Origin of the sequence: Phaeobacter sp. NW0010-22 (genome assembly GCF_040365955.1) — a bacterium.
In the GTDB taxonomy this organism is placed as follows: Bacteria; Pseudomonadota; Alphaproteobacteria; order Rhodobacterales; family Rhodobacteraceae; genus OMPR01.
The window spans coordinates 436,498-449,290 of the sequence record NZ_BAABWT010000003.1; the positions used below are offsets into that span (position 1 = coordinate 436,498).

Genomic DNA, 12,793 nt, shown 5'->3' on the forward strand with positions numbered 1-12,793 from the left:
AATTCAGAAAATCGGAGAAAATTGCGATGGTCTTGAAAAATATGTACCTCAATATTATGAGCATAATACGATCATCATTCAAAGCAAATCCTCTCAGCCTTCCCTTGCAAAGACGCGAATCAAAGCTGCCGCAGCGTCAATCACCAAAAGCTGAAATCAAAAGGAATCGGTCAGCCATGAATACAGAAACTCCCCCCCTTCGCGGGCTGACTGAAATCTACAGATACCTGCGCCGCAACAAGACGCCGATCTATGTGATTATGCCGACCCCGTTTAACCTGATGGGGTTGGACCAATGGGTCGGCGGGCTTGAGTTCGTGAACTACTTTGACATCTTTGACGGCCGTCATCCCCGCGTTGTCTTGCCAACACAAGCAGAGCCACAGGATTTCAAGTCCATGGAGGATGTCGGCAACTATCTGGTGGACCACCCGGAATTCCGCGACCGCGTTAAGTCTCAACCACCCGGACTGGCCTTGTTTGTTCAATTTGACGCCCAAACAGAGGCTCTGTGCGAAGACATCGGCCTGACGATCGCGCTCCCATCGGATGCTTTGCGCAACCGGCTCGACAGCAAGATCGAAACCACCCGGTTAGGCAATGAGGCCGGCGTGCCCAGCGCACCCAATATCATGGGTGAGGCCAACACTTATGGCGAATTGTCTAAACTGGCCGAACGGGCGGGTCTGGGCAAAGATCTGGTTGTACAAACCCCATATGGGGACAGCGGACGCACCACGTTCTTTATCAAATCGCAGGATGATTGGGATGCCGTGTCAGGCAAGATCATTGGCCAGCATCTCAAAATCATGAAACGGCTCAACCACCTGCCCGGCACAATCGAAGGCTGCGCCACGCGACATGGCACACTGGTCGGTCCCGTCATGACCGATATCACCGGCTTTGAAGAAATTACGCCTTACAAAGGCGGATGGTGTGGCAATGATATTTCCCCCTCCATCTTGCCTGATGAAGTGCCGGAAAAAGTTCGGGAAATGGCCCGCAAATTTGGCGATCGGTTGTATCAAGAGGGCTATAAAGGCGTGTTCTGTATCGATTTTCTACTGGATACAGACACCGGCGAGGTCTATTTGGGCGAATTGAACCCACGCATTTCCGGCGCTTCGCCCCCAACCAATCTAATCACTTCGACTTATGGGGGCTGCCCGCTGTTCCTGTTCCACCTGCTGGAATTCATGGATGTAGAATATGAAATCGACATCACCGAAGTGCAATCTAGGTGGAATCACTACGACCACTGGACCCAGCTGATCCTGAAGCAAACAGAAGACAAGGTAGAGCTGATCACCAAAGCTCCACAATCGGGGCTTTGGAAGATGGACGAAGACGGCGACATCACTTTCTTGCGCGCGTCCTATAATATCAATGCCATTGGTGATGAGACCGAAGCCTTTTATCTGCGTGTCTACGGCGTGGGTGAGTATTGCTATCACGGCGCCGATCTGGGCTGCTTGCTGGCCCGTGGCCGGATGCAATCCGATAACCGCGAGCTGCTGGAGCGGGCGCAAAAATGGAACAAGGCCATCAAGGCAAAATTCCAGAGCGTCCCCTTGTCACCCAATTCCCACCCAACGCTGCCGGTCAATATGACGGCGGGAAAATGGTTTTAGGGATCACTTTGCCTGCTGACCGTCCGCTTTGAGCCGAGCACCACCGGCAAATGGTGGCGAATGAGGCACCTTTGGAATTTGGCAAGAACCAACACTATGTATCATAATGTTGACATTATGATGCATAGTGTTACGAATAAGCCAACGCACACACCCGTCAAAGGCAGCCCATAATGCAACTCACGTTTCGCAGCATGTGTGAAAACACCCCCGGTGAGGCGTGGCAGAGTGTGGTGGCGCATGGATGGCCGGGCTGGCGTGAATGGTTCACGCAACGCACGACGGGCCAAATACCCAACGCAAAAATGCGCCGCGCCGTGCGCCGCGCGATGCCGGAATACGAAAGCCTTTGGGACACCCTGTGTAACACAGTGGAAGCGGACGACGATTTGGTCCACTTCCTGAGCTTTTGGTGCCCACCCAGATATCTGGTCAATTGCTCGCAAGTGGTCGCCGTTGACGACCAAGGCCCCTATCTTATTCGGAACTACGATCTGGATCCCGCCTTGAACGAGGCAACATTCCTGTCAACCAATTGGTCTGGAACCCGCGTGGCGGGCATGGTCGAAGCGCTATCGGGGCTGGCTGATGGCATGAACGAATTCGGTCTGGCCGCTTCGCTCACCTTTGGAGGGCGAATCGAGGTGGCCAAAGGGTTCGGCATTCCCGTGATTATCCGCTATCTCCTGCAAACCTGCCGAGATGTTGCAGATGGCATTGAAGTGCTGCGCACCGTTCCATCTCACATGTCTTATAACGTGTCTCTGATTGACGCGGCGGGGAACTGGGCCACTGTTTATGTCGCCCCAGACCGCCCTGCCATTGTACGGCGCCAAGCCTGGGCCACAAACCATCAATTAGGTGTGGAATGGCCCATGCACGGGCGCGTTTCGAACACCTTGGAGCGGGCAAGACACCTTGATACGGTGCTGCAGGGACAGCAAACCAGCGCAGCAGACCTGCTAAGAGTTTTCAACCAGAGTCCCGTTTTCAGCACAAACTACCGACGAGGCTTTGGCACCGTTTACACGGCCACATATCGGCCAATTCAGAGAACAGCGCGTTTAAGTTGGCGAGATGGAACCCGGCTGGAATGGAACATCCGAGCCGTCACCGCCCGCCAACAAGCGATTGCTTATTCCGAGACGGGATCACGCGCCTTGGCCTCAACCCATTATACACCCGACCGCCCGGTGCCGGGTTGGTATTCGGCGTTTCTCAGCGACATGCACACCAAGAATACTGGCCCCGAACAGGATCGGCTCGCCGCATTCTGGCGACGCACACACCTTGGGCAGGATCAGGATTGGGCCAACCTATCTCTTGACCTGACGCCCCCACCAAAGGAGACCCGGTAATGTCCAGATTTGCCATTGCAGGCATTCAGATGCACATCACAACACATCGCAATATTGAAGAGATGCGACAGCGGATGGAAATCCTGTTTCACCTCTACCCTTGGGTGCAGATGGTTGTGTTTTCGGAATTGGCCGCGCACGGCCCAGCCATACACGCGGCACAACCCATGGGCGGCGCATTTGAGCGCGAGTTTTCAGAGATGGCTCGCCGCTATGACACATGGCTGATTCCGGGATCCTATTTCGAAAAGCTGGATGGGGCGATCTACAACACCACACCGGTTTTCAGCCCAGAAGGTGAAGTGGTCACCCGATACCGCAAGATGTTCCCTTTTACCCCGTACGAGCAAGGCGTCACACCCGGCCGCGAGTTCTGCGTATTTGACGTACCTTCGGTCGGGCGGTTTGGTGTCTCTATCTGCTACGATTTGTGGTTCCCAGAAGTGACCCGCACCCTAACCTCGATGGGCGCAGAGGTGATCATCAATCCCGTTCTCGCCAGCTTTGTCGATCGGCCTGCGGATCTGGCGATTGCTCAGGGGTCAGCCGCGATGTTCCAGAGCTATGTCTTTCATATCAATGGGCTGCTGGCTGGCGGCAATGGGTATTCGATGGTCATCGACCCTGCTGGACAGGTTTTGCACCGCGGCAATGTCCAAGAAGAAATGATCCCGATCGAAGTTGATTTCGAACTGGTCCGCCGACAGCGCCGCAACGGCATTCTTAACATGGGGCAACCGCTTAAGAGCTTTCGCGACAACACGGTTGAGTTCCCAGTGTATCAGCCCGAATTTGACAGAACTTACCTCAACTCACTCGGGCCGCTTAAAAAACCGGGTCGCCCGACCGGAACCGCAACTATTCCGGCGCTGCCTGCCGCCCTGCCGACACCTGACCACCAGGCCGGGTGACATACACAACGCCCTGATTGGTTCTTTGATTTGAGAAAGAAAAACCATGCCAACACACGCAAAAATCCCAACCAAGCCCAAAGGGTTCAACGCGGTCACCGCCATGATTTCGGTTGCCAATATCCCGGATGCCATCGCGTTTTACGCGGAGACGCTGGGGGCTGAAACCGTAGAAACCCTTGTTCTGCCAGAGACAAACATCACCCTGCATGCAACGATCAAGATATCCGGCACAACTCTTGTGCTGAGCCTTGATGAAACAGCCTTGCCAGACGCCGGGATCGGTCACGTTACGCTGCATCACTATTTGGACAATGTCGAAGAGTGTTACGAGCGCGCGATCAACAATGGGGCCCATATTGTGTCCTCGGTCACCCAAACATGGTGGGGCGATCTGACCGCCGTCATAGTAGACCCGTTTGGCGTACGTTGGAGCATTGCGCAGCGCACTGAACAGCTGTCGCCAGACCAACGCAAAAAACGATTTGATGACATGTATGCCCCCACCAAAGAAGAGGCGGAACAGCTCACCGCCCCGACGGCCGAGTCAGACGCTCGTTTAGTGGCCCAATAACAGGATCAAATTCACACCCAGCCAATCTCCTCTGAGCGACTGGGTGCATTTCTCCTTGGCCCCAGACGGATCAGTCACGCGGCGCTGTGCGCACGGACGAACATTTCACGCAAGACGCGGGTAATTCGGTTCGGTTCAGGACGTTTGCGCGTGATAATCGCAAACTGCGTACGATAATGCAGCTTGTCCGCCTTCACCGCTCGCATCAACCGTCGATCCAAAAATGTTTGGGCCAAGTGGTCCGGCAGAAACCCAATATAGCGCCCGGACATGATCAGAATGGCAAGCGCCTGTTCCGATTGTACCGTCGCTTCGCGCCTTAGCTTTAACCGCTGCCCAATCAACAGGTTGGGAGAATTTACACTGATACCCGCGTAGTTGCTGTCGCGTACCTCCTCCATTGATATCTTAGACTGATCAACGCCAAAAAACGGATGCCCGATCCCGCAGTACATATACATGTGCTCGCCATAGATCGGGATATAGTCCAGGCTTTCCGATGTCCGGTTCAACGGAATAATCCCCAAATCCAGCTGACCTTCGATCACTTGGCTTTCAATTACGTTCGGCGGTTCAAGCGACAGCTCGACCTGAACCGCTGGCGCAAGATCCTTGAACCGCCCAATGGCACGGGCCAGATGCGATTCCGGGTTTGAGGCACATTGGTCAAACAGGGCCACACGAACCGTTCCTGCCAGATTTTCCTTGATCTCGTTCACTTCAACTCGAAACCGAGACACCGCAGCCAGCAAATCTTCGGTTGCTTGCAGCACCTGTGCCCCATCTTCGGTCAGCGAAAACCCCGCTGGCCCCCGGTTGCACAGCTTCAATTCCAAACGGGTTTCAAGATCCGAGATATGTTTGGAAATCGTTGATCGCCCGATGTTCAGCTCGGTTTCCGCAGCAGAAAGACCGCCACTTTCTACCACGGTCTTGAAAATCCTCAGCAACCTTAAATCCGCATCTGCAATTCGGGTAACAAGAGATTTCTTCAACATGTATGTTCGCCATTCATCAAACTTTGCGCGAATAAGTTTGTATCTGAGAAACATGTCATTGGCCATATCACACCTGACACCGAGGCAGAATCGGACTGACCATCTCTCCCCGTGTCAGCGCGCACCTCGATCATCAGACATAATGGGAGGACCTCCATGTCATTTTTCAAAAAGCTCAGCACCCTGACTGCAGCCGTTTCTGTCGCAGCAATCATGGCTGCTGGCGCGGCTGACGCGAAGAACTTCAAGATCGCAGTTGGTGACGGCGCAGGCGGCACACAAGAAGCACTGGGCAAAGCTTTCATCGCCGAACTGGAAAAAAACACCGACCACACAGCGTCACTGTTCCTGAACGGTCAGCTGGGTTCCGAGCAGGACACCGTTAACGAAGCGGCCATCGGCACGCTGGATTTCTCGATCCTAGCGATCAACAACGTGACACCGTTTTCGCCAACCGTTGGCACGCTGACACTGCCTTACATGATCCTGAGCCTGGAAGATGCGGAAACGCTGACCCAAGGCCCGATCGGTCAAGAGCTGGTAGAAAACACACTGCGTGATTCCGGTGTACGCATCATCGGTTGGGCTTACTCGGGCTTCCGCGTTCTGACCAACTCCAAGCACCCTGTTAAGTCGGTTGCGGATCTGTCGGATCTGGTTATCCGTACACCCAAAAACGCAATCATGATCGCGACATACCAGTCGTGGGGCGTAAATCCGACACCAATGGCATGGTCCGAAACTTTTGCTGGCCTGCAGACCAAAGTTGTTGATGCACAGGACAACCCTTACATCACCAACTACGCGATGAAGTTCGACGAAGTTCAGTCCTATATCACCAACTTGCGTTACCTGTTTTCGATCGAGCCACTGATCGTATCCGAGGCTGTATTCTCGGGCATGTCCGCTGACGATCAAGCTGCCGTTCTGGCTGCTGGTCAAGCTGCAACCGCCTTCTCTGCTCAGTATCTGCGCGATCAGGAATCGACCATCAAAGCCACTCTTCAAGAGCGCGGCATGGAAATCGTCGACCCTGAGAACAACGAAGAAGAGTTCATCTCACTCGCAACCGAAGCTGTATGGCCTCAGTTCTATGAGTCGGTTGGCGGCATCGAAAAAGTGAATGCTGCTCTGGCAGCAATCGGTCGCGACCCGGTTAAGTAAATCGCTAAAAAATCTCGGAGAAGCGCACATGTGCTTCTCCGCTCTGGGAGGAGGGAAAAGAAATGTTCTGGAAATTTCTGGACAATATCGAGAGCGTGATCTGCCGGGTCTTGCTGTCAGGCTTTGTCATTTTGTTATTTGTTCAAATCGTCTCACGCGAGGCATTTGGATACTCATTTTCATGGATCGAAGAGCTATCGGTCTACATGTTCGTCTGGTTCGTTTACTTTGGCGCCAGCTATGCCGCCAAGATGAGCGCGCACAACCGCGTTACGTTCCAATTTAAGTTCCTGCCCGATCACTACATCAAATATATCGAAGCGTTTGCAGATCTATTCTGGATCTTTTTCAACGTATGCTTCCTCTACCTGTCTTATGATTTCGTCTTCAACAAGATGAACAAGTTCTGGAAATCACAGACCTTGGGCATTGAGATGAAATACATCTACATGGTGCTCCCCATCGCGTTCGCGCTGATGACTATCCGCATCCTGCAGGTGAATTACCGCAAATTGATCAAAGGCGAAAACATCGCCGATCCCGACCAGATCGACCTGGACGAGATCAAAGCGGCGACCGACGCCGCCAAATCCTGATCAGCGCGACAGAATTCAAAGGTAGAATACTATGGAAACCGAAATCGTAAGCATCCTGTTTGGATCCTTTCTTATCCTCCTTCTCATTGGCGCGCCGATCACGGTGGCGCTGGGGGTCTCCTCCCTCATCTCGTTCCTTTACTTGGGCGATAACCCTATCAAATTCGTGCAGATCGCCTTTACTTCGGTCGGGTCCTTCCCGCTGATGGCCCTGCCCGCCTTTATCCTAGCCGGTGCCTTGATGGAGGCCGCTGGTATCTCAAAACGCCTGATCAACGTGGCTGAAAGCCTTGCCGGTCCGTTCACCGGTGGCATTTCTGCGGCGACCGTCATGGCGTGTCTGTTCTTTGGCGCAATCTCGGGTTCTGGCCCGGCAACAACCGCGGCGGTGGGGATGCTGATGATCCCTGCCATGATCGACCGCGGCTATGAGCGTGGCTATGCCTCTGCAATCACCGCCTCCTCTGGTGGTCTCGGCATCATCATTCCTCCCTCCATCCCAATGGTGATTTTCGGCATTGCCGCGCTCGGCATGGCCCCGCCCCCGGAAGCGGTCGAAAAATTCGGCACCTTCTCGTCGGTCTCCATCTCGAAACTGTTCATCGCTGGTTTTGTTCCTGCGTTCCTGATCGCAACCAGCCTTTTGATCCTGAACTATTTCATGTCCAAAAAGCGCGGTTACAAAGGCGTATCCGAGGGTTGGTCTGCAAAGAACATTGGCTGCGAAATGTACCGTGGGTTCTGGTCGCTGATGGCACCGCTGGTGATTTTGGGTGGTATCTATTCCGGGTTCTTCACACCGACCGAGGCTGCGATTGTTGCGATCTTCTACACTCTGGTTGTGGGTGCGTTCATCTACCGCGAACTGACATGGCAGTCGCTGTTCCAGTCGCTGGAAGCCACCACTTGGTTGACCGGGCGCGTTCTGCTGATCCTGTTCACGGCCACCGTTTTCGGACGCCTGCTGGTAGAAAACCAAATCCCGGCCATCATCGCGGATAGCATGCTGAGCTTTACCGAGAACCTTTACGTGATCTGGGCGCTGATCATCTTCTTCCTGCTGTTTGTCGGCATGTTCATGGAGACACTGGCAACCATCCTGATCCTGGTACCTGTGATGCTGCCGGTGGCCTATTCGGTTGGTATCGATCCGATCCACTTTGGTGTGGTGATGGTCTGTACGCTGGGTATTGGTTTCCAGACACCACCGCTAGGCGAAAACCTGTTCATCGCGTCGGGTATCTCGAACATCTCAATCGAACAAATCTCAATCCGTGCTCTGCCCTTTGCAGCGGTGAACACGATTGCAATCTTTGTCATCGCCTTCTTCCCGGAACTGTCCCTGTGGCTGCCCCGTGTGTTCGGCTATTGATCTGAAAGGATAAAATCATGAAACAGATGATCACCAGTATCCTGTTCGCAACCGATCTTTCGGCAAACTCCACCCACGCCCTGCGCCATGCTGCCAGCATTGCGCAGGCCACCGGAGCTGAAATTCATGTCCTGCACGTGAACCAGCCGATCTCGGATGACGCTAAGATCACCATGGAAATGTTCATCCTGAACGAGGAAACCCGCCGCACCGCAACCGAGCGCCGCCATGAAATGGTGCGCAAGATCCTAGCGGAACGGCAAGCCAACTTCTGGGCGCGTTTCGAAGGTGATGATGCGAAGATCCGGGACCAAGTGACCTCGATCGAGGTCACCGATGGTCACCCCGCCGAAGTCATCCTGCGCCGGTCGCAAGAAATGGGCTGTGACCTTATTGTTCTGGGGGCCCATGACCACGGGTTCTCGCATACCTTTTTGGGCACCGTAGCCAAACGCGTGCTGCGGCGCTCGAAAATCCCAACACTCATCGTTCCTCATCCCACGGATGACGAGTGATCTCTCTTTAAGCAAAGGAAAAAAGAAATGACAAAAACCCTGACCGCACAGGATCTCGCCGATACGTTTGACGCTTTCAACCGTCACGACATCGACGCCGTGATGACCCACTTTGCGGATGACTGCGTGTTCTATACCGTTGGTGGGGACGAAAAGTTCGGCAACAAGATCGAGGGCAAAGAAGCCATCGCAGCCGCCTTTTCGGCTGTCTGGGGCGGCATGAAAGACGCGCACTGGGATCATCATAGCCACTTTGTACACGGTGATCGTGCCGTGTCCGAATGGACCTTCTCGGGTACCGATGGCAATGGCATGCGCGTTGAAGCTGAAGGCGCTGACCTGTTCACCGTTCGTGACGGCCAGCTGGTCGTAAAACAAGCGCTGCGGAAATCCCGCCCTGCGTTCAAAGCCTGACCAGCACCTGACGATTAAGGAGGAATAAGCAAATGGTGGACAACAGCATCCCACGGCATTGGCCGCGCGCCAGCTATGACCCGAAATACGATCCAGTCGTTGACGCGGGTCCGGGCCATAACCGGGAGCATGCGCCGACATACTGGATCGGAACAGCGGGCGAACCGCCCCAAGATGATGGTCCCGTATCCGGCGACATGGAGGCAGACGTTGTTGTCATCGGATCCGGTTACACCGGGCTGTCCACCGCTATCCACCTTGCCAAAGAGCACGGCATCAAGGCTGTCGTGCTCGAGGCCAACACAGTGGCCTGGGGCTGTTCCACCCGAAATGGCGGACAGGCCCAGATCTCATCCGGGCGACTCAAGCGGTCGCAGTGGATCAAGCGCTGGGGCGTGGATGTTGCCAAGGGCATGCATCGCGAAGTCTCAGAAGCGTTTGAGCTGTTCGAAGATCTGATCGCGCAGGACGATATCGATTGTGACCCGCAAACGGGTGGGCACTATTACATCGCACACCGCGACAAAGTGATGGCTGGTCTGCAAAAAGAAAGCGACCTGCTGAACAGCACCTTTGGCTACAAATCGCGCGTCATGTCGCGTGAGGAGCTGCACGCAGATCACGTCAAAGACCAAGAAGCCGCCGGTGCCATGTGGGAACCCGACGGCACCTGTATTCACGCAGGCAAACTCGCGTTTGGCTATGTGAACATGGCTCGTCGACTTGGCGCAAAGATCCACACCGCCAGCCCGGTGATGGGTTGGGAAACCGTGAATGGCGTACATCACCTGCGCACCCCCGGTGGCATCGTCAAAGCCAAATCCGTGGCGTTGGCCACAGCCGGCTATACTGCGCCCGGTCTAAACAAGAAGACCAAACACCGCTTGATGCCGATCCTGTCAAATTCAATGGTGACGCGTCCACTGACTAACGGCGAACTGGCAGACTGTGGTATCCAGACTAAATCGCCGCTGACTGACACCCGGACGCTGCGCCATTATTATCGTCTGCTGCCTGACAATCGGATGCAGATCGGCAGCCGTTCAGCGGTCACTGGCAACGATGCGGAAAACGGCAAACACCTGGAGATGCTGCAAAAGGGTCTGGCCCGCAAATTCCCGGCTCTGACTGACATCAATCTCGAATATTCGTGGTGGGGATGGGTGGACGTAAGCCACGACATGATGCCTCGTATTTTCCAGCCAAACCCCAACGAAAAGATCTATTACGCGATGGGCTATGGCGGCAATGGCGTGATGTATTCGGCGCAGGCAGGACGTCGCATGGCACAGCTGGTTGCAGGCAAAAAAGACAAGGCTTTTGACTTGCCGATTTTCACCTCTCCCCTGCCGAGTCATGGCCTTTTGACGCCCTTCCGGCGGATGGGACAGCGCATGGCCTATGTGTGGTACTATCTGCAAGACGAAGTGATCTAAGCAAACACAAGGCCCCCTCTTCTGGGGGCCTTTTCATTCAAGGACGAACCACATGACCCAAGTCATCTCTCTTTTGGACGAGCCCGCCGTGCGCAGCGAACGCCGTCTGGCCGACCTGCCTGATCGTGTTGTAGACGGCGATCCACACCACAAGGTTGGCATGCATTTCACCAGCCCCGATGGTAAACTCTCGGCCGGCACATGGACGTCGACCCCCGGTAAGTGGCATGCGTTCACCGACAAAGACGAATACTGCTATATCGTCTCCGGTCACTGCGCGCTGATCCACGAAGACGGGACACGTCGTGATTTCAAAACCGGCGACAGCTTTTTGATCCCTGATGGGTTTCGCGGCTTCTGGGAAGTTGTGGAAACAACAACCAAACATTTCGTCATTCGCGACACTGCCGAGTGATGCGTTCAGGGCGCAGGTTTGCGCCCTGATCCAAATTTGGCGCTGCGCCAACTTGCAATGTTGGCGCAACCGCATATATCTCTGTCCATCAATGGAGATTTTATGCCCTGTTAAGGTGGGGAGGCATCGCGCCCTCCCAATGCAAATCAGATCGAAGAAAACCTTTGCTGCTGCGGCACAATGGATCGATTATTTGTGACTTCAGATATTCTGACACTCTGCGTCTTGGATTTTGCCCAAGACCGAAGCAGGAAAGCTTCTACCAATGACACGTGATTATTCACGCTTTTTTCCTAATCTATCGACCAATACCGGTTCTGAGCCCCGCTCTGTTTTAGACACCCTTGGCTGGCAGCCCTTTTTCGCCCAGCAAATCAGCAGTGAGGAAATTGAGGGAACGCCCCCGGTGCGGGTCACCAAAGTGCACCGAAGTGGCCTGCATGTTCAGGGGGCCGAGGGCGAATTTGTTCTGCCCCCCCGATCAGATGCCACTGTTGGGGACTGGATCATGTATAACGAGGCATTGCCCAACAGCAGTCGTGTCTTGGCACGCAAGAGTCTGTATCAACGGCGGGCACCGGGCACGGACCGCCAGATGCAGTTGATTGCGGCGAACATCGACACCGCCTTTATCGTCACCTCGTGCAATCAGGATTTCAATGTTGCGCGACTGGAACGCTATATCGCGCTTGCGTTGGAGGCCGAGGTAATACCTGTTATCTTGCTGACCAAATCCGACCTGAGCGATGACCCTGAAAGCTATGTTCAATCCGCCGAGGCGATATCTGATCGTGTGGCTGTTGTTGTGCTGGATGCGCGCGGGGCCGAACCCGAAGTCAAGCTTGCGCCCTGGTGTAAACCAAAACAAACGCTGGCGTTTCTCGGCTCTTCTGGGGTGGGGAAATCAACGCTGGTGAATACTCTTGCTGGCACGGATGTCACCACCCAAGGTATCCGCGAAGACGACAGCAAAGGGCGCCACACCACCACACACCGGCAGCTGCATCTGCTGAAAAATGGGTGCACTGTGCTGGATACCCCCGGCATGCGCGAGCTTCAGATCACCGGGGCCACATCGGGCGTGTCCGAACTGTTTGAGGACCTCACCGAGCTGTCAAACCAGTGCAAATTTTCCGACTGTAAACATGAAAGTGAACCCGGGTGTCGCGTGCTAGCGGCGGTAGCACGCGGAGAGGTCGATGCGTCACGACTGCAGCGTTGGACCAAGCTCGTTGCTGAGGACCGGTTTCATTCCGCAAGCCTGCAGGAACGTAAATCCAAAGATAAATCTTTGGGGAAACTGGTTCGGGCGGAACAGAAACGGAAGCGAAACCGGAAATAGCCGAAACGTTTTCTAAACGACAGCAAAGGCCACACCCGCTTGGGGCGGCCTTTGTTCCTGCCCTTCG

The 12,793-nt window shown here is 54.5% G+C and carries 13 protein-coding genes; 12 read left to right on the top strand and 1 reads right to left on the bottom strand.

Going from position 1 to position 12,793, the window contains the following annotated elements:
• Positions 1–56: 56 nt before the first annotated feature.
• The 4 genes from ABWV33_RS09010 (at position 57) to ABWV33_RS09025 (ending at position 4,474) form a co-directional block, all read left to right on the top strand.
• The gene (locus ABWV33_RS09010) at positions 57–1,631 is read left to right on the top strand and encodes a biotin carboxylase (RefSeq protein ID WP_353330309.1); all 1,575 of its coding nucleotides are present in this window, start codon (positions 57–59) and stop codon (positions 1,629–1,631) included.
• Positions 1,632–1,804: 173 nt separating this feature from the next.
• A complete protein-coding gene (locus ABWV33_RS09015; protein ID WP_353330204.1) occupies positions 1,805–2,989 on the top strand; it encodes a C45 family autoproteolytic acyltransferase/hydrolase in 1,185 nt (394 codons plus the stop codon).
• Entirely contained in the window at positions 2,989–3,900 is a 912-nt protein-coding gene (locus tag ABWV33_RS09020; RefSeq protein WP_353330206.1) for a carbon-nitrogen hydrolase family protein, read from the top strand. Before ABWV33_RS09015 ends, ABWV33_RS09020 begins: the two co-directional genes overlap by 1 nt.
• A 46-nt stretch (positions 3,901–3,946) precedes the next feature.
• Positions 3,947–4,474: a VOC family protein gene (locus tag ABWV33_RS09025; RefSeq protein WP_353330208.1), complete on the top strand. Its 528-nt coding sequence runs from the start codon at positions 3,947–3,949 to the stop codon at positions 4,472–4,474.
• Between the two features lie 74 nt (positions 4,475–4,548).
• On the opposite strand, the gene ABWV33_RS09030 is transcribed toward ABWV33_RS09025, so the two are convergent.
• Positions 4,549–5,472: a LysR family transcriptional regulator gene (locus tag ABWV33_RS09030; protein WP_113821528.1), complete on the bottom strand. Its 924-nt coding sequence runs from the start codon at positions 5,470–5,472 to the stop codon at positions 4,549–4,551.
• Between the two features lie 156 nt (positions 5,473–5,628).
• Here ABWV33_RS09030 and ABWV33_RS09035 point away from each other — a divergent pair, with 156 nt between their 5' ends.
• The 8 genes from ABWV33_RS09035 to rsgA all read left to right on the top strand — a co-directional run bounded on the left by ABWV33_RS09035 (position 5,629) and on the right by rsgA (position 12,726).
• Positions 5,629–6,636, top strand: coding sequence for a TRAP transporter substrate-binding protein (locus tag ABWV33_RS09035; RefSeq protein ID WP_353330210.1), 1,008 nt, complete (start codon positions 5,629–5,631; stop codon positions 6,634–6,636).
• Between the two features lie 62 nt (positions 6,637–6,698).
• Positions 6,699–7,232 carry a TRAP transporter small permease gene (locus ABWV33_RS09040; RefSeq protein WP_113821455.1) on the top strand — a complete coding sequence of 178 codons (534 nt, stop codon included), beginning with the start codon at positions 6,699–6,701 and terminating at the stop codon, positions 7,230–7,232.
• A 31-nt stretch (positions 7,233–7,263) separates the two neighbouring features.
• On the top strand, positions 7,264–8,604 hold the full coding sequence (locus ABWV33_RS09045) for a TRAP transporter large permease (protein WP_353330212.1): 1,341 nt from the start codon (positions 7,264–7,266) through the stop codon (positions 8,602–8,604).
• 17 nt (positions 8,605–8,621) lie between these two features.
• Complete coding sequence (locus ABWV33_RS09050) at positions 8,622–9,119, top strand: universal stress protein (RefSeq protein WP_113821457.1); 498 nt, start codon at positions 8,622–8,624, stop codon at positions 9,117–9,119.
• A 27-nt stretch (positions 9,120–9,146) separates the two neighbouring features.
• Positions 9,147–9,533, top strand: a complete 387-nt coding sequence (locus ABWV33_RS09055) for a nuclear transport factor 2 family protein (RefSeq protein WP_113821458.1) — start codon at positions 9,147–9,149, stop codon at positions 9,531–9,533.
• Positions 9,534–9,565: 32 nt separating this feature from the next.
• Entirely contained in the window at positions 9,566–10,969 is a 1,404-nt protein-coding gene (locus ABWV33_RS09060) for an NAD(P)/FAD-dependent oxidoreductase (protein WP_353330215.1), read from the top strand.
• A 52-nt stretch (positions 10,970–11,021) separates the two neighbouring features.
• Positions 11,022–11,384 (top strand): cupin domain-containing protein, encoded by a 363-nt coding sequence (locus ABWV33_RS09065; protein WP_113821460.1) that lies wholly within the window; start codon positions 11,022–11,024, stop codon positions 11,382–11,384.
• A 265-nt stretch (positions 11,385–11,649) separates the two neighbouring features.
• Complete coding sequence (gene rsgA / locus ABWV33_RS09070; protein WP_353330217.1) at positions 11,650–12,726, top strand: ribosome small subunit-dependent GTPase A; 1,077 nt, start codon at positions 11,650–11,652, stop codon at positions 12,724–12,726.
• Positions 12,727–12,793 lie beyond the last annotated feature (67 nt).